The sequence below is a fragment of the Vreelandella azerica genome (genome assembly GCF_013112225.1).
Taxonomy (GTDB): Bacteria; Pseudomonadota; Gammaproteobacteria; order Pseudomonadales; family Halomonadaceae; genus Vreelandella; species Vreelandella azerica.
The window spans coordinates 93,176-110,526 of the sequence record NZ_JABFHI010000006.1 but is presented as its reverse complement, the minus strand read 5'-3'; the positions used below and the strand labels follow the sequence as shown (position 1 = coordinate 110,526).

Here is a 17,351-nt window from a genome sequence, read left to right as displayed (position 1 = left end):
TATTACTGTAGTAGCGAAATCACTCCAGTCACACGGGAGATCAGTCGTTAGAAACAGCCTCAAGGTCAGCCTTGAACTGTTCCAACAACTCTTTGCCGCTTTCGCCAGTCATTTCAATAAAAGCTTCTTCTACTTGAGGGGCACGTTCACGGAAAGCCTGAATCTGCTCTTCAGACAGACGTGTTACCGTGACTTCGTCAGAGGCTTCCTGGATCTTGGCAAGCGCTTCATCGGCCAGGCCCGAAATATGATCAATGATGTGATCATAGGCTGCTTCAGAGGCATCCTGCACCAGCTGCTTATCTTCCTCGGAAAGTCCTTCATAGAAGTCTTGGTTGGCCATCATGGCAGTTGTGAACCAGCCATGGCCGGTGAAGGTCAGGTGCGGCGATACTTCGTACAGGCCGCCAGACTCGATCCAGAAAATCGGGTTTTCCTGGCCATCGATAATACCTGTCTGCAGACCACCATAAACTTCACCCCAAGGTAGCGGTGTCGGCGTAGCGCCAAAGGCGTCGTAGGTTTCCGACAGCAAGGGGTTGGTCATGGTGCGAATTTTCTTGTTGTTCATGTCTTCCGGCGAACTGATAGGTTCGTCGGTAGTAACAACCATCTCGCCTTCCGGATACATTTTGAGCAGCTCAAGGCCCTGCTCAGCATAAAGCTCCGGGAACATCTCATGGATGGCTTCACTTTCATTGAAGAACTGGATGACCGTTTCTTCATCGGTGGGCAGCAGATAGGGCACAAAGAAGATCTGCGCTTCCGGAATCAAGGAACCAGTGAAACCGGGTGATTGGTTCACAAACTGAAGAATACCGTTCTGGGTTTGCTCCATAATGTCATCAGACTCGCCCAGCTCACCGAAACGATAAACCTGAACGCTATGCTCGGAGTTTTCCTCAATATACTCTTTGAAGGCATAGGCAAATACGTCTTGCACGTCGCCTTCATATTCTTCATGGGCATAACGCCAGTTGTCAGCCGATGCAGCGGCTGAAAGGCCTAACAATAAAGCGCTTACGCTTGCCGTGGTAAGTAGCTTGGTAGTAACAGACTTGTTCGACTTCATGCATTATTCCCCGTTCCAATGGTGTGCAGTGATTAGTTGCAGTAATGATTCGCAATGACTCACTTCACATTAATCTGTTTTGATCCTGAAGCAAATGGCAACAGTGTTAAATGTCATAAAGCAATACTACTAATATTCAACAATATACGCTGAATTGCGCCAGCTCACTCTCAACATCAAACAAAACTAACTAACTTTCAGGCTAGCGCGCCCTTATCAAGGGGTCAAGCCGCGACGCTATGATTGACCAGGCATTATCGGCAACAGATGAAGAATTAATTGATGAATTACTAATATTATATAAATGTGACGAAAACGCATGCAATTTCAGCCATTCTGCAAGCTCTTGCGTCGATCGTGGATGACTAAACAGACTCTTTATTGCCTGTTCATGGCATTGCCCCCATTCCTGCCAGCGTTGAAGGTTTTCACGCTCAGCCAACAACTCTGCTTTTTTATGGTGTTGCGCAGTTCCGCCATGCCCGAATCCGCGCCAGCCCTTACCGCGTCCTGCTTTAACGCCTGACGAAGCTGACGCAACACGGCGGTGATATCTGTTTGCCAGCGGCGTCTTTCACGCCGTTCAATGGCTAATGCTTGAGGATTCGCTTCCAGACCATAAATAAATAGCCAGCTATGAAATAACACCTCACAAACGTCTACACTCTCTTCATCCTGCAGACGCAGAAGGGCTGGCTCGACATCCGGCAAGGCATAAAAACGCAGAGCAAAGGCCCACAGGGAATCCTGCTGAAGTGCTTTCAATCGGGTAGAATTGTCCATCAATCGCTAACCTCTTTTCGGGAGAACGCATGATCGCACTGCGCCAGGTCGCGCTGCAACGCGGCACACAACGGCTACTCGATAACGCTGACCTTACTCTCAACGATGGCGTTAAAGCCGGCATTATCGGCGCCAATGGCGCGGGCAAATCCAGCCTGTTCAAGCTCTTGCTGGGCGAACTGGGCGTGGATCAGGGTGAGATTGAAATGAGCGGCAATCAGCGCATTGCTCATATGGCCCAGGAAGTCGATGCCCTTGACCGCGCCATTATCGATTATGTCCTCGATGGTGACTTTGCCTTACGCCAAGCGGAAACTGATCTGGCAGCCGCACAAGCTTCAGGTGCCGCCCACCGGGAAGCAGAGCTGCATGGCCTGATCGAAACGCTCGATGGCTACAGTGCAGAATCCCGTGCCGCACAGTTATTGGTTGGCCTAGGCTTTGTGCAGGCCGACCTGAAACGCCCGCTATCGGATTTTTCCGGCGGCTGGCGCATGCGCGTCAACCTTGCCCGCACCCTCTTCATGCCATCTGACCTACTATTACTCGATGAGCCCACCAACCACCTGGATCTGGATGCCTTGCTTTGGCTGGAACAGTGGCTGACCCGCTACCCCGGTACTCTGCTACTGATTTCTCACGACCGTGACTTCCTGGATGCCGTCTGTGACCATATTGTGCATATGCACCAGCAAAGCGTAGAACTCTACCGAGGCAACTACTCGCGCTTTGAACGCACCCGGGCTGAAAAGCTCGCCTTGCAGCGCGCAGAAGCAGCCAAGCAGCAGGCGCGGCGCGAAGAGATCGAGCGGTTTATCAACCGCTTCAAGGCCCAGGCCAACAAGGCCCGCCAGGCCCAAAGCCGGGTCAAGATGCTTGAGCGCATGGGTGATATTGCCATTGCCCATGTGGATTCGCCTTTCCACTTTCGCCTGCCTGCCGCCGATAAAACCTCGCACCCCTTACTGGTGCTGGATCAGGCCCAGCTTGGTTACCAAAGTAAAGAGGGTGATATCATCCAGCTGGATAAGGTCAACGTCACGCTATTACCTGGTAGCCGAATCGGCCTGCTGGGCCCAAATGGGGCGGGTAAATCCACCCTGATCAAGAGCCTGATTGGCCAACTGCCCCTGCTGGCAGGCAAACGCGTCCCCGGCGAGCACCTGAAGATTGGGTACTTTGCTCAGCATCAGCTGGAAAGCCTGGATATCACCGCAACCCCTTTTATGCACGTTCAGCGCCTGTCGCCCACCGCAAGCGACCAGGACATCCGTAACTTCCTCGGCGGTTTCGGTTTTGCCGGAGATGATGCCTTTGGTGAGGTAGCCACTTTTTCCGGCGGCGAAAAGGCCCGCCTGGCACTCGCTCTGGTGGCCTGGCAGAAACCCAATCTTCTGCTGCTTGACGAGCCTACCAACCACCTTGACCTGGAAATGCGCGAAGCGCTGACCGAGGCGCTGGCCAGCTTCGAGGGCACCGTTATTCTGGTCTCCCACGACCGCCATCTGCTGCGCGCCAGCGTGGATGAATTCTGGCGCGTGGCCGACCACAGGGTTGAGCCCTTTGATGGCGACCTGGACGACTACCGCCAATGGCTGAAAGAGCGCCTTGAATCACAACGCCGCGATGCCCGCAGTGACAAGAGTGAGCGTCAGGATCAACAAGCCAGTGGAGACAGCCGCGAAGCGCGCAAGGCGGCGCGTAAAGCCGCTGCCGAGATGCGCGAAAAGCTCAGGCCGATCAAAAAGGTGCGCGATCAGGCCGAAAAAGCCATGGAAAAGGAACAGAATGCTCTGACGGCACTGGAAGAGCAGCTGGCTGACCCGGCGCTCTACACCGATACTAACCGCAAAGTAGAGCTGACTAACGCGCTGGCCAAGCAGGCAGACATCAAAGCTCGCCTGGATGACGCCGAACAGCGCTGGCTAGCCGCCGAGGAAGAACTTGAAGCCGCTGAGGCGGACTTACTGGAAGCCGAAAAGAATTAAGGCAGTACTCAGCTTTCCAGCATAAAGGTAACGGGGCCATCGTTAACCAGGGCGACCTGCATATTGGCGCCGAACTCTCCGGTGGCCACCGGCACATCTCCTGATTGCGCCTGGGCCACCAGATAATTGAACAGCCGCTCGCCTTCCTCCGGCGGGGCGGCGCTGGAAAAACTCGGCCGCAGGCCTTTGCGAGTGCTGGCGGCCAGGGTGAATTGGGAAACCAGTAGCAAGCTACCGCCTGCCTGCTGAACATTGAGATTCATCTTACCTTGTGCATCGCTGAACACGCGGTAGTTCAAAAGCTTATGCAGCAAGCTGTCAGCGCGGGCTTGGTCATCGCCTTTTTCCACGCCCACCAGCACCAGCAACCCTTGGTCAATCTGGCCGACCGTTCTTTCATCTACTTCGACACTGGCCCGCGTCACTCGCTGTATCAATGCTTTCATACTACCCCTAAGAGTTCCTCTAGATAGCCAAACTATTGGCGTGCCAGCAGTTCATCACGAAAATCTTCGCCAAGTGGCGTTTCACCCAACCAGATACCGAACATGGCGCTGGCCGCATCCGCATCGCCGCCTTCAAATAACACCTCACCGTTCAAGGCCAGCCGCAGCTGCTCACCATCCCAGCTGAGTACATAGCGGTCGCCCTCTTCCACACTGCGATAGCGGGCGTTCAGGGCTTCGATATCGTCTTTGACCTGATTGAATTCATACAGCGTCAGGTTTTTTTGGATAGTTTCTAGCGTGGCTTCGGCAAAATCTTCGGCGTCAATATCATGAAAATACGCCAGCTCCAGGCGCCTTGGCACCTCGCTCAGCGGCTGAGGGTCTGTAACACCTTCCCCTGATAGTAGGCCCCAGCATAGGCCGTCCAGATCATATACTTGAACACACCGCTGCCTAACAGCTCATAGCGCTGGCCATTTTCTTCTACCGTATGGCTGAAAGACTCGCCGTTCTCGGTGACGCTTTCCGCCTGTGCCATTGCGGTTGTGGCCAGAAGCAGCCCAGCTATCAACCAAGCTGTAAGACGTTTATGAATCCACATAAAAGCTACCCCGACGGTAATTAAAGTCTCTTATACTTACCATCATTCAGCGTATAAGTTCCGCATAAGCACGATTCACTATTCACGACTCACTATTCACCCCAACTACCACCATTCATGAAAATGATGCACGGGGCCGCGGCCCTTGCCCACGTTAAGCCGTGTGCTGGCTTCCAGTGCGGCATGTAGCCATTGCTTGGCAGCGCGAATGGCATCTTCCACCGGCGCTTCGCTGGGCTGTCTGGCCAGGCAGGCGGTAATGGCGGACGACAGCGAACATCCCGTACCGTGAAGATTATCGGTTGCCAGACGGGGCGCCGGTAGCCAGGTAGTGCCCTGCGGGGTCGCTAACAGGTCTGAGCAGTCAGCCCCTTGTAGATGGCCACCTTTGAGCATCACATAAGGCGCCCCCAGACGACGCAGCGCGGGCATGACAGTCTCCATCTCAGCGTTTGACGTGGGTGTGCTGCTTCCTAGCAATACCGCGGCTTCTGGCAGGTTGGGGGTGATCACATCAGCCAGCGGTATCAGGATGTCGCGCACCGCCTGGATGCCCGCATCATCCACCAGCACATCGCCGCTTTTCGCTACCATGACCGGGTCCAGTACCACCCAGCGCGGGCGCCGACGCCCAATACAGTCGGCAATCACTTCCGCCACCTCACGGCTGGCGACCATACCGATTTTCACCGCATCCAGCGTCACGTCATCCAGCAGGGTCTCCAACTGTTCAGCGATAAACGATGCAGGCACAGGAAAGACACCGCGCACGCCCTGGGTATTTTGCGCCGTCAGCGCGGTAATCACACTGGTACCGTAGGTGCCCAGGGCCGAAAAGGTTTTCAGATCCGCCTGGATGCCGGCCCCACCGGAAGGGTCAGAGCCTGCAATGGTCAAGACATTGTTAATTGATGACGCACCTGAAGATGCCGGTTGAGTTGCCATAAAGAGATCCTTGTTCACCTTCCATTTGACAGGCCCGCCTACACAAGCCGACGGCAGGTTATACACTGATATAAAAAGTAGCCATATAAAAGCGCCAGATAAAAAAACGGCCACCCTCAGGCAGCCGTCCTCATTATCGCCGAAAAATTTACTCGGTAGTATCGCCTTCCGGGTTGCGGGCGTTGTAATACGCCTGCTCGGAAATAGCATGGTAGTTGACAACCTTATCCTGGAAGGTGCTGTAGGACTCGTAGATGCGTGTAGCCAGATCGCTGGATTCTGCCAGCTCAGCAATCACATCGTCTGAATACTCTCGTGCTTGAGCCAGTACATCATCAGGAATACGCCGCAATTCAACCTCATGCTCGTTGACCAGGGTTTCCAACGCATCGTTGTTACGTGCGGTGTACTCATCCAGCACGTTGGCGTTGATATCACGCACCGCCGTGGTCAGGATCGCCTGCAGGTCGCTGGGCAGTTCGGCCAGCGCCTCTTCGTTGACGATGGTTTCAAACATCACGGTCGGCTCGTGCCAACCCGGATAGTAGTAATAATCAGCCGCCTGATGGAGGCCAAACGCCAGGTCGTTGTAGGGGCCAATCCACTCAGTAGCATCAATGGCACCGGATTGCAGCGAGGTGAAAATCTCACCGCCCGGCATGTTAACGATTGCCACGCCCATACGGCTCATGACTTCGCCGCCCAAGCCTGGCATACGCATTTTCAGGCCATCAAGGTCGTCAATGGAATTGATTTCCTTGTTGTACCAGCCGCCCATCTGCACGCCGGAGGCACCCGCCACCATGACATCAACACCGAAGGGCTCATAGACTTCGTTCCACAGCTCCATACCGCCGCCGAAGTGCAGCCAGGCGTTCATTTCCTGGGCGTTCATGCCAAACGGCACTGCGGCAAAGAACTGGGCTTCAGGGGCCTTGCCTTTCCAGTAGTAGGACGCGGAATGGCCCAGCTCTGCAGTGCCATCGGAGACGGCATCAAACACTTCAAAGCCCGGCACCAGCTGGCCAGCCCCAAAGACTTCGATGGTCAGACGGCCATCTGACATTTCATCAACCAATTCTGCCAGGCGCTCTGGCCCTTGGCCTACACCCGGAAAGTTTTTCGGCCACGAGGTCACCATCTTCCAGCTGAAGGTTTCCTGGGCCTGAGCCTGATTATCCAGGCTGGAGACTACCAACATGCCTGCGGACATGGCGGTGGTCATGGCCACGGCGGCGGTCAGTGTTTTAACTTGCATATAAACCCCTTGTTATGACTGTTATGGGTAACATGTATGCGGCCAGACAGCCGCCTACATCTGGCGTGTGATCATTGCCACCTGCTGCATACAGGCGCAGCCGATGTGTGAACAATAAAAAAATGCACCACACTGTAACTTACCAAGCTTGCCACGGGGCAGCGTTGATAGCAGCCTACACTTTCAACTTAATCAAATAAGCTCTCTGCTGAGCGCTTTAACATTCAACCCAAGGCGTTACTTTAGCTAAACTGGCTGGGCAACCAGGTCGCTAGCCCAGGGTAAAGCGCCAGCATCAACAGCATGCCTAACTGAATCAGAATGAAAGGAATCACGCCACGATAGATCGCCGATGTGGGCACTGATGGCGGCGCAACGCCACGCAGATAAAACAGCGCAAAGCCAAACGGCGGTGTCAGAAATGAGGTTTGAATTAATTGCAATCATGATGCCCAGCCAGATCGGATCAAGCCCCATGGCTAGCAGAATGGGCCCAACAATCGGCACCACTACGAAAGTGATCTCAATGAAGTCAAGGATAAAGCCCAGCAAGAAGATCACCAACATCACGATTATAGTTGCGCCGACGACACCGCCCGGCATGCCTTCAAACAGCTCGGTAACCATGTGCTCGCCGCCATAGGCACGAAAGACCAGCGAAAACAGCGCGGCTCCAATCAGGATCATGAACACCATGGTGGTGACATGGGTCGTGGAGCGCAGAACATCTTTCAACGTAGCAAGATCAAGCTGGCGATAGGCCAAGGCCAGCACCAGGGCACCAAAGGCGCCCACCGCAGAAGCTTCTGTGGGGGTGGCAAAACCGCTCAGGATGGAACCCAACACGGCAACAATCAGTACCACAGGCGGCACCAACCCCTTGAGCAGCAGCCAGCCAATGCCGGAGGTATGGCCAAGCTCATCCATCAGTTCCTGACGATCCGCAGGCGGTGCCGTATGCGGGCGCAGCCAGGCAGTCGCCGCGATATACAGCATATACAGCACCACCAGAATCATGCCAGGCACCAGGGCGCCCATAAACAGATCGCCTACTGAAACAGTCTTGGGACTGAAGATCCCCATATCCAGCTGGGCTTGTTGATAGGCGGAGGATAGGACGTCACCCAGCAGTACCAGGGCAATAGATGGCGGAATAATCTGGCCAAGGGTTCCTGTGGCACAAATGGTGCCCGTGGCCAGCGACATGGAGTAGTTGCGCTTTAGCATGGTCGGCAGCGACATCAGCCCCATGGTCACCACAGTGGCACCGACAATGCCGGTTGATGCGGCCATCAGCATGCCAACCAGGGTAACCGAGATACCCAGGCCGCCGCGCAGGGAACCAAACAGTAACGCCATGGCATCCAGCAGGGTTTCCGCCACCTTGGATTTTTCCAGCAGTACGCCCATCAGCACAAACAGCGGAACAGCCAACAGGGTGGTATTGGTCATGATGCCGTATAGCCGATTTGGCAGGGCAGCCAGATAGCCTGCGTCAAAGTTGGCGTCTACACCCATGGCTTCAAGCCCCAGCCCCAGGCCTGCAAACACGAGGGCAGTACCCGACAGCGAAAAGGCAACCGGAAAGCCAAACATCAGGACAATGCAGATGACAGCAAACAGAATAAGCGGCATGAATTCCAACATCAGACGCGCTCCTCTAGATGCTCAGTATCTGCTGATGGCGGCACAATCCGGCCCGTCAGGATATAGGCATTGCGCACCAGTTCAATGGCGCCCTGTATGATCATGAAAAGTGCAAATAGTGGAATCAGGGTCTTAAGCAAAAACACCGCAGGAATGCCCCCGTAATCTGGTGAGCTTTCAAGTATTCGCCATGAATTGCTGACGTAGCCCAAACTCGAGGCAATGATGAATATCATGACCGGCATCAGCAGGAAAACGATACCGCACAGGTTGATCAGCGCCTGTCGACGGGGCGCCATCTTGCGATAGAAGATGTCAACACGCACATGCCCGTCATGGCGAAGCGTGTATGCAGCACCGAGCATAAAAACAGCCGCGTGCATGTACATGACCAGTTCTTGCATGAAGACACTATTGACTGAAAATACATAGCGTAGCAGCACAATGGCGAACTGAATCAGCATCATCAGAATGATCAGCCAGGCCAGGGTGCGGCCAAACCACTCTGAAGCGCTATCCAACGCGCGCACCAAAGGAGGGAGTTGTGAAGTCTGGGACATGGGAAGCGTCTCGTATCCAGCGTCTGGGAAAATCAGCGCCTGAGACAATACCTCATCTGTATCCAGAATGCAGTGTTAACAATTCACGCAGCGTTCGTATGGTCAACGCAGCGGCGTCTCTCGTTACCTTATACCCTGGCAGGGCAGCTTGTTTTCAGAGTTTCCAGGCATTCTCTTGGCAGAGGAAGATCCACCGCCAACGGCAGATGGTCAGAAAACAGATGATCCAGCACCTGCACCTCCGCCGCTTCCAGGCTACGCGAAAGCAGGATGTGATCCAGTGCGCGGCGCGGCTGCCATGAAGGGTAGCTAAGCAGCGGTTTTACTGGATGCAGCGGCAGAGATTCGCTGAAACGTGAGTGGGCATGAATCTGTTCCGGCGTGCAGTTCAGATCGCCCATGACGACCACATGGCGCAGCGGGGTAATCAGATCGCTCAGGTAATTGAGCTGGCGAGTACGCCCCCGATGACTAAGGGCAAGGTGGGCAACAAAGATATGTAACGCATCAGGCCCTTCTCCAAAGCGGGCATGAATGGCGCCACGCCCCGGCAGGGTACCGGATAGACGATGTTCTTCAATACGCGTCGGTTTGAGGCGCGACAGCAGGCCGTTGCTGTGCTGGGCGATCTTCCCGAGATTGCGATTGAGCTGCTGAAAGTGGTTAGGGAAGCCCGCCCGTTCTGCCAGGTAGCGCACCTGATTGACACGACCAGAGCGAAAGCTGCCGCCATCCACTTCCTGCAGGCCCACGATATCAAAGCGCCCCAGCACTTCGCTGATCAACTCAAGGCGTTGATTGCGCTCGCGCTGGGGAAGTAGATGCTGCCAGCTACGGGTCAGATAATGATGATAGGCAGACGTCTGAATGCCCACCTGCAGATTGAACGTCAGTAGACGCAGGTGGCCATCAGCAAGCGATGGTAACCGGGCATCCAGTTGGCTCATGTGGGCAGGTACTCCGTTAAGAACGTCTTACTTGCTCGGTCATAGAGACTCAATCACTCGGCGCGCTCTTCACGAATACGGGCAATCAAAGTATAAGCAATCTGGGGCATGTTATCCAGGCTACCCGCACTGCCCGGCGATACCAGGTACTGGCCATCAATAATCAGCGCTGGCACTCCCATCAGCTGCATATCACGCATACGGCTATGAGCGCGGCTGACGTCACTGCGTACACCAAAGGAGGTCAGGGCGTCACGCGCTTCCTCTTCACTGACGCCATAGTTGGCAAAAAGGCCGCCAGATCATCAGTATCGTTCAGGGACTGGCCGTCCTCGTGGATGGCTGTGAAGAAATCAGCATGCAGGTCATCTTCAATGCCAAGCTGTTCAGCCGCATAAAACGCGGTGGCATGCGTGTTCCAGTCGCCCCCATGGTGGCCGGCATCTTGACCACGCTTACGTCATCTTCAAGGGTTTCATACCACTCGGTGACGGATGACTGCAGGCGATAGCAATGCGGGCAGCCGAACCAGAAGGCTTCGGTGACCTCGATCTGCCCCTCTTCCACGACGGTTTCCACCGGCGTTTCCAGGCGCTCATAGTGCTGGCCTTCCACCAGTTCCTGAGCACCTGCCACCGTTGAAAAGACCAGCCCCGTCGCCGCTACCATCAGCGCTTTTAGCATCATCAATTTTCTCCACTCAGCAAATGACCGATAAACCTACAAACACAACGAACCATAAGACCGCTTCGGCAGTCTTATGGTTCACTTCTGATCGCCCGTATTCTTGAAGAGCGCGCTGGCTAATCCGTTATTGCGTAGAATCGTTAGTGTAGACCCAGCACATAGTTAGCCACGGCTTCCATGTCGCGGTCGCTCATCTTGGAGGCGATATCACGCATGATGGCATTCGGGTCATTGTGGCGGATGCCAGCCGCAAAATCCTGCAGAGTCGAGACCGTGTATTCGGCATGCTGGCCGGAAAGCGCCGGATAAACGGCTGTACCAAGACCTTGGCCCGTTGGCGAGTGACACGCCGTACATGCTGGGATGCCTTTGCCTATATCGCCTGCACGATAAAGATTCTCGCCACGCTCCAGCAGCTCGGCGTCATCTACAGCCTGGCCAACGTTGGGATCCATATTGGCGAAGTAGGCGGCGACATCCCAGGCATCCTGATCAGAAAAGTCATCGACCTGACCTGCCATCTGGGCGACTTCACGACGACCATCGCGAATATCCATAATCTGCTTGGCCAGATAAGACATTTGTTGGCCCGCCTGGTTAGGGAAGGCACCTACCATACTGATACCTTGCTGGCCGTGACATGCCGCACAGCTTGCGGCCATTTCACGGCCGGCGTTCGGGTCAGCGTTAACCTGTAAATCCTGTGATTGGGCTTGGACGGTGCCAACGGCACCCATGGTAATTGCTAGGCCTGCCAGTAACTTTCTCATTGCTATTCCACTATGCCGTTAGTTGGTGACTGGTACGCACCCCGGGCGCTGCCCGGGTTCAGCACACTACCAGGGTCAGCTCTGTCTGCCGCGACAATCAGGCGATAAGACACTGGCTGAATTGTCGCTGGCGGTTAGAGCGCAATGGTACACTAGCGCCCTAGGTCGCAGATATAAACAAACCGTATTATAACGAATCACCCCAGCGGCGGGAATGCAAGTCCTGACCTGCTTTAGGGGTAATTTTCGTGCTCATGTTATGCTTCATGGCGCTTTTTAGCGCTTTGTTTTCGCCAGGATGTCACCGATGACTGAATCACCCGCTTCTTTTCCGGCTCTTAACTATACCACTGCGCGCTTTTTAACCAGTGCCCCGACCCTGGCCCAATGCCCTGAAGACAGTGGCACTGAAGTTGCTTTTGCAGGCCGGTCGAATGCCGGAAAATCAAGTGCAATCAACGCACTTACCCAGCAAAAAGCACTGGCCAGAACCTCTCGGACGCCCGGCCGTACCCAGCTGATCAACTACTTCGGCCTAATGAACGGGACTTCCCAGCGGCTGGTCGACCTACCCGGTTATGGATACGCCAAGGTACCTGAGGCCGTCAAGCTGGAATGGCAGCACCACCTGGCTGATTATTTACGCGGGCGTAACACCCTGCGCGGACTGGTTCTCTTGATGGATGTCCGTCATCCATTAACCGAGTTCGACCAGATGATGCTGGGGTTTGCCGACAAACGTGACATGCCGGTACATATTCTACTGACAAAAGCCGATAAGCTGAAGAAAGGCCCCGCCAATGCGTCACTGCAAAAAGTTCGCTCGCAGCTGCGTGAATGGGAAGACCTGGTATCTGTGCAGCTTTTTTCAGCGCTGAAAAAGACGGCATAACAACGCTTTCTCAGCGCCTGGATCAGTGGCTGGCTCTCCCCAAAGACGTATGAACCCTGTTGTCAGCGACGTTTTTCAAGCCAGGCCAAAAGCTCCGCCAACTCTCTTACGTGAGCAATCCGCTCGACCCGCTCTGGCAGCGCCTGATCGCCACTTTCACTGACCCAGACGGCATGCATCCCCAGCCGCTGGGCGGGCAGCACATCCTCCTCCCAGGAATCGCCAACATGCAGCGCCTGCTCGGGGGCTACGCCAAGCCGCTCAAGCGCGGTCAAAAAAGGCTTGGGGTCAGGCTTGGGAGCCAGCAACTCACCGGCAGCAATGGCGACGGGGAAGTACTCCGCCAGCGGCTGACGTTGTAAATGAATATTACCATTAGTGATGGCGGCCAGCCGATAACGCTGACGCAGAGTGCTTAGCAAGGGGGCGACTTCCGGGTGCGGGGACACCTGAACCCGCAAACGGTGGAATTCGTTCATTGCCGCTGCCGCCCACATCAGGGCAGTACTGCGTGCAAGCCCACTGGCCTCCAGCTGGGCTTCCAGAGCACGCAGGCGCAGCCAGGTAAAATCACCGCGCCGCTCTGGCACCTCAGTTACCAGCTGCTGGCGACGGGCCAGATAATCCGCCAACCCTTCTGCGTAGTTTAACCCCAATGGTGCTGCTTGGCGCGCGGCCAGCCAGTTTTCCAGGGTCTCCAGCAGCCAGCGGTAGTGCCCTTCTTCAGTGCGCGCCATGACGCCGTGGTTGTCCCACAGAGTGTCATCCAGATCAAAGGTGATTGCTTGCAACATGCTTATGCCTCAGAAGGAGTATCAGGGGGCGTGGTGTGACGACGGGCACGCGGATGCGCGGCATCATAGCTGGCGGCCAGGTGCTGCCAATCCAGCCGGGTGTACACCTGGGTGGTGGACAGGTTGGCGTGGCCGAGCAGTTCCTGCACAGCGCGCAGATCCTGACTGGATTCGAGCAGATGGCTGGCGAAGGAATGGCGCAACCGGTGCGGATGCAGGTGCTCAGGCAAGCCACGCGTGACGGCCAACTGCGCCAGTCGTTTCTGAATCGCCCTGTGCCCCAACCGCTGCCCGCGCTGACCGACAAAAAGAGCCGTTTCATCGGCGTTGGCCAGCAAGGAGCGGTGCGGCTGCCAAGCGGCCAGTGCCGCCTGGGCGCGCCGCCCTACCGGCACTTGGCGCGGCTTGGCCCCTTTACCCATCACCCGTACGCGTTGAGTTTCCAGATCATCCAGATCAAGTGCGGCCAGCTCCGCCAGGCGCAAGCCGCTGGAATACAGTAACTCCAGCATTGCCTGATCACGATAGGCCAGCGGCGATTGATCATGGGGCGTATCCAGAAAGCGAGCCAGCACATCAACATCCAGCGGGCGCGGCAGGTGGCTGGGCGCCTTGGGAGTGCGCAGCAAGGTCACCGGGTTATCGGCCAGAATACCCTGCGTCACACAATCCTCAGCAAAACGTGATAGCGCTGCGCGTCGCCGAGCCAGGCTGCGCGCAGCCAAGCCGCGGCTGCGCTCGCTGGACAGAAAGGCGCGCAGGTTGGCCATAGTCAATTGCGCGGCGTCATCAATGCCCTGCGCTTGGGCAAACGCCTCTAGCGCTGCCAGATCACGACGGTAGGCATCCAGCGTCGCCGGGCTGGCATGCTGGGCCAGTGATGCCAGAAAGGCGGCCACCTGGGCGTTCAATGCCGTCACATCATCTCCTGTGAGTAAGCGCTTCAGTTGCCAGGCCCCAGGCGCACCAGTAAGCGGGCGGTGATATCCCCAAGATACTCGGTGAACAGAGTGTCCATACTGGCGCGATACTGTTCCGGGTCGGGGCTTGCCAGCAGCAGATAGCCAAGCGGCTCGCCCGCACTCAGCCGAGTAACCGCGCAGGAGCCGGCCTTTTTAGGCGCGGCCACATGCGGCAGCAGGCACTTCCAGTCGCTGACGCCCAGCTTGGCGCAACGGCTGGTGCGGCCATCAAGCAACGCCGCTAACCGCGTACTAGCATGTTGATCCAGTACGTGGCGAGGTGGCTGCGGCGGGGTGGGCTCCGCATCGCTGAGCGTCGCTGGGCACCACAGCGCCAGCGCCGGTGTCGCAAAGCGCTCGCTCATCTGGGTCGCCAGCGCTTGGGCGAGCATGTCGCGATCCTGGGCATCCACCAGCGCCAGCAGGGTTTCACGCAGGCGGCGGTACTGGGTTTCTGTATGCCGAGCAGTGTCCAGCAGCTGCTCCAGCCGCCCTTCGGCGGATTCGGCGCGATGACGCAGATCCACTACCAGACGCTCCAACAGCGACACCGCCGCCCCGTTGATATTGGGGTGAGGCACCTTGAGCTGCTGCAACAGGCCTTCTCGGCCCACAAAAAATCGGGATGGCGGGCCAACCAGAACGCTACCTGTTCAGGGTCAAACGTCTTGCGCGGTTCAGGGGCTTGAGACATCACCGTTCTCCATTCCTATCCATTGCAATTATAGAGCAGCAGCGCTGGGCTCAATTAAGCACAACACGCCCATCAAATACCCGAGTCGCTGGCCCGACCATGATCAAGGCAGCCTCGGGGTCGGGCCATTCAATCGACAGTTCGCCGCCGGGTAGCTCAACCGTCACTGGGCTTTTCAATAACCCCTGGCGAATACCACTGGCAACCGCCGCGCAGGCGCCCGTACCGCAGGCCAGGGTCTCACCGCTGCCACGTTCGAACACCCGCAGGCGAATCCGGCTGGGTGAGACCACCTGCATAAAACCAGCATTCACCTTACGGGGAAAACGTGGATGCGCCTCAATTGCCGGGCCAAGGCGCTCAACCGGCGCTGACTCCACATCGTCGACCTGCAGCACCGCATGGGGGTTGCCCATGGACACCACGCTGATCGACAGGGTTTCCTCGCCAACTTGCAAGGTGTGTAGCGGCTGGTCTCCTGCTGCCTCAAAGGGCACGCCTGCGGGCGAGAAGCGTGGACGCCCCATATCAACGCGCACCATGCCGTCATGCTGTACCTTGAGAACCAGCGGCCCACCAGCGGTTTCGACGTGAATATCGCGCTTGTGGGTCAGGCGCTGATCACGTACGAAGCGCGCAAAGCAGCGTGCACCGTTCCCACAGTTTTCCACTTCGCTGCCATCGGCATTAAAAATACGATAGCGGAAATCCATTGTTGGATCCCGTGGGGGTTCAACGATCAGTAACTGATCGAAGCCGATACCAAAGCGCCGGTCTGCCAGCTGGCAGATATGGGCAGGCGTGATGCGTGCCCGCTGGGTCACCAGATCCACCATGACAAAGTCATTGCCCAGGCCGTGCATTTTCGTAAAGTGTAACAGCATCAGGCTTCTCCAATACCGCCTGGCAGCAGCGACTCGCCCTCCCACAGGCTTTCCAGCCGCTCGCGGGCACGCACCACGTGGCAAGCGTCGCCATCCACCATCAGTTCGGCAGGGCGCGGGCGGCTGTTATAGTTGGAGGCCATCACAAAGCCGTAGGCACCGGCGGAACGCACCGCCAGCAGGTCGCCCTCAGCAATTGCCAGCTCACGCTCCTTGCCCAGAAAATCACTGGTTTCACAGACTGGACCCACTACATCATAAAGCGCGCTTTCGCGGGCTTCCCGGGTATCCACCGGGATAATCGCCTGCCAGGCCTGGTAGAGCGCCGGGCGAATCAGATCATTCATCGCCGCATCGACAATAGCAAAGTTCTTGGTTTCACCCGGTTTAAGGAATTCAACCCGGGTCAGCATGACACCGGCGTTGGCCGCAATCGAACGGCCTGGCTCAAACAGCAGGGTGAGTTTTTCGCCACCTTCCCAGCGGGAAAGACGTGACAGAAGCTGGCTGGCGTAATCAAACGGCTGAGGCGGTTTTTCATCCCGATAGGGAACGCCCAGGCCACCGCCCAGATCCAGGTGGTCAAGCTCGATACCACGCTCACGCAGTCTGTCCATCAGCACCAGCAGCCGCTCCAGGGCATCCATAAAGGGGGCGGTTTCGGTCAGCTGCGATCCGATATGACAATCCATGCCCACCACATCAAGGTGTGGCAGGCTGGCTGCCAGCTCATAGACCTCCAGCGCCTCATCAACCGGAATGCCAAACTTGTTGTCTTTCAGGCCGGTGGAAATATACGGGTGCGTGCCCGCGTCCACATCCGGGTTGACCCGAAGGGATACCGGCGCTCGCTTGCCCAGCTCGCCCGCCACAGCATTCAGGCGCTCAAGCTCGGGGCGGGATTCAACATTGAAGCACTTGATACCCACTTCCAAGGCACGCGCCATCTCGTCGGCCTGCTTGGCAACACCTGAGAACACCACCTTGGCAGGGTCACCACCGGCTTTCAGCACGCGTTCCAGCTCGCCGATCGAGACAATATCAAACCCCGCCCCCAAGCGCGCCAGCAGCCCCAGCACGGCCAGGTTGGAGTTGGCCTTGACGGCATAACAGATCAGATGAGAGTGGCCGCCCAAGGCCTCGGTATAGGCGCGAAAATGACGCGCCAGCGTCGCCTTGGAGTAGACATAACACGGTGTGCCGTGTTCAGCGGCAATCCGCGATAACGGTACGTCTTCGGCGTAGAGTACGCCATCGCGATAGTTAAAATGATCCATTATTCCTCCTGCTCGGCGGCGGGCGCTTCGGTTGAATCCGCTTCAGGCAAATGCAGTGGCCCTTTCTGGCCACATCCGGCAATTAACAGGCTGGCCAAAAGCCCAGCCAAGGCGACGCCGATGAAGCGCGGTGCTATGCGA

General features: G+C 56.6%; 16 protein-coding genes and 4 pseudogenes. 2 read left to right on the top strand and 18 right to left on the bottom strand.

Annotation, left to right across the window (positions count from 1 at the left end; all coding sequences use genetic code 11):
• Positions 1-40 precede the first annotated feature (40 nt).
• Both HLB35_RS13960 and HLB35_RS13955 read right to left on the bottom strand, forming a co-directional pair.
• On the bottom strand, positions 41-1,072 hold the full coding sequence (locus HLB35_RS13960; protein ID WP_171703043.1) for a TRAP transporter substrate-binding protein: 1,032 nt from the start codon (positions 1,070-1,072) through the stop codon (positions 41-43).
• Between the two features lie 378 nt (positions 1,073-1,450).
• Positions 1,451-1,855: a TIGR02444 family protein gene (locus HLB35_RS13955; protein WP_235937228.1), complete on the bottom strand. Its 405-nt coding sequence runs from the start codon at positions 1,853-1,855 to the stop codon at positions 1,451-1,453.
• Between the two features lie 29 nt (positions 1,856-1,884).
• On the opposite strand from HLB35_RS13955, the gene HLB35_RS13950 reads away from it, so the two are divergent.
• Positions 1,885-3,843 carry an ABC-F family ATP-binding cassette domain-containing protein gene (locus HLB35_RS13950; RefSeq protein ID WP_171703042.1) on the top strand — a complete coding sequence of 653 codons (1,959 nt, stop codon included), beginning with the start codon at positions 1,885-1,887 and terminating at the stop codon, positions 3,841-3,843.
• A gap of 8 nt (positions 3,844-3,851) precedes the next feature.
• Here HLB35_RS13950 and dtd read toward each other — a convergent pair whose 3' ends face one another.
• The 10 genes and pseudogenes from dtd to HLB35_RS13905 all read right to left on the bottom strand — a co-directional run bounded on the left by dtd (position 3,852) and on the right by HLB35_RS13905 (position 11,707).
• The gene (dtd, locus tag HLB35_RS13945) at positions 3,852-4,289 is read right to left on the bottom strand and encodes a D-aminoacyl-tRNA deacylase (protein ID WP_171703041.1); all 438 of its coding nucleotides are present in this window, start codon (positions 4,287-4,289) and stop codon (positions 3,852-3,854) included.
• 32 nt (positions 4,290-4,321) lie between these two features.
• The gene (locus tag HLB35_RS17505; protein WP_328732007.1) at positions 4,322-4,654 is read right to left on the bottom strand and encodes a chalcone isomerase family protein; all 333 of its coding nucleotides are present in this window, start codon (positions 4,652-4,654) and stop codon (positions 4,322-4,324) included.
• 5 nt (positions 4,655-4,659) lie between these two features.
• Positions 4,660-4,830 carry a hypothetical protein gene (locus HLB35_RS17500; RefSeq protein ID WP_235937227.1) on the bottom strand — a complete coding sequence of 57 codons (171 nt, stop codon included), beginning with the start codon at positions 4,828-4,830 and terminating at the stop codon, positions 4,660-4,662.
• Between the two features lie 168 nt (positions 4,831-4,998).
• Positions 4,999-5,838: a bifunctional hydroxymethylpyrimidine kinase/phosphomethylpyrimidine kinase gene (gene thiD, locus HLB35_RS13935; RefSeq protein ID WP_171703040.1), complete on the bottom strand. Its 840-nt coding sequence runs from the start codon at positions 5,836-5,838 to the stop codon at positions 4,999-5,001.
• A 148-nt stretch (positions 5,839-5,986) separates the two neighbouring features.
• Positions 5,987-7,096, bottom strand: a complete 1,110-nt coding sequence (locus HLB35_RS13930; protein ID WP_171703039.1) for a TRAP transporter substrate-binding protein — start codon at positions 7,094-7,096, stop codon at positions 5,987-5,989.
• A gap of 242 nt (positions 7,097-7,338) precedes the next feature.
• A pseudogene (locus HLB35_RS13925) lies at positions 7,339-8,743 on the bottom strand (TRAP transporter large permease).
• Positions 8,743-9,303, bottom strand: a complete 561-nt coding sequence (locus HLB35_RS13920) for a TRAP transporter small permease subunit (RefSeq protein WP_171703038.1) — start codon at positions 9,301-9,303, stop codon at positions 8,743-8,745. The pseudogene HLB35_RS13925 and the gene HLB35_RS13920 overlap by 1 nt, the downstream one beginning before the upstream one ends.
• Positions 9,304-9,431: 128 nt before the next feature.
• A complete protein-coding gene (locus HLB35_RS13915) occupies positions 9,432-10,250 on the bottom strand; it encodes an endonuclease/exonuclease/phosphatase family protein (protein ID WP_171703037.1) in 819 nt (272 codons plus the stop codon).
• A gap of 53 nt (positions 10,251-10,303) precedes the next feature.
• Positions 10,304-10,934 (bottom strand): annotated as a pseudogene (locus HLB35_RS13910) (thiol:disulfide interchange protein DsbA/DsbL).
• A 143-nt stretch (positions 10,935-11,077) separates the two neighbouring features.
• Positions 11,078-11,707 (bottom strand): c-type cytochrome, encoded by a 630-nt coding sequence (locus HLB35_RS13905; RefSeq protein WP_171703036.1) that lies wholly within the window; start codon positions 11,705-11,707, stop codon positions 11,078-11,080.
• Between the two features lie 307 nt (positions 11,708-12,014).
• Here HLB35_RS13905 and yihA point away from each other — a divergent pair.
• Positions 12,015-12,652: pseudogene (yihA, locus tag HLB35_RS13900) on the top strand (ribosome biogenesis GTP-binding protein YihA/YsxC).
• Positions 12,653-12,661: 9 nt separating this feature from the next.
• Here the strand turns inward: yihA and HLB35_RS13895 are convergent.
• The 6 genes and pseudogenes from HLB35_RS13895 to lptM all read right to left on the bottom strand — a co-directional run bounded on the left by HLB35_RS13895 (position 12,662) and on the right by lptM (position 17,332).
• Complete coding sequence (locus HLB35_RS13895; protein WP_171703090.1) at positions 12,662-13,399, bottom strand: HAD family hydrolase; 738 nt, start codon at positions 13,397-13,399, stop codon at positions 12,662-12,664.
• Positions 13,396-14,313 carry a tyrosine recombinase XerC gene (locus HLB35_RS13890; protein ID WP_422822462.1) on the bottom strand — a complete coding sequence of 306 codons (918 nt, stop codon included), beginning with the start codon at positions 14,311-14,313 and terminating at the stop codon, positions 13,396-13,398. Before HLB35_RS13890 ends, HLB35_RS13895 begins: the two co-directional genes overlap by 4 nt.
• A 23-nt stretch (positions 14,314-14,336) precedes the next feature.
• Positions 14,337-15,049, bottom strand: a pseudogene (locus HLB35_RS13885) (DUF484 family protein).
• A gap of 50 nt (positions 15,050-15,099) precedes the next feature.
• On the bottom strand, positions 15,100-15,933 hold the full coding sequence (gene dapF, locus HLB35_RS13880) for a diaminopimelate epimerase (protein WP_171703034.1): 834 nt from the start codon (positions 15,931-15,933) through the stop codon (positions 15,100-15,102).
• Entirely contained in the window at positions 15,933-17,210 is a 1,278-nt protein-coding gene (gene lysA, locus HLB35_RS13875) for a diaminopimelate decarboxylase (protein ID WP_171703033.1), read from the bottom strand. Before lysA ends, dapF begins: the two co-directional genes overlap by 1 nt.
• Positions 17,210-17,332: an LPS translocon maturation chaperone LptM gene (gene lptM, locus HLB35_RS13870; protein WP_171703088.1), complete on the bottom strand. Its 123-nt coding sequence runs from the start codon at positions 17,330-17,332 to the stop codon at positions 17,210-17,212. Before lptM ends, lysA begins: the two co-directional genes overlap by 1 nt.
• Positions 17,333-17,351: the final 19 nt, after the last annotated feature.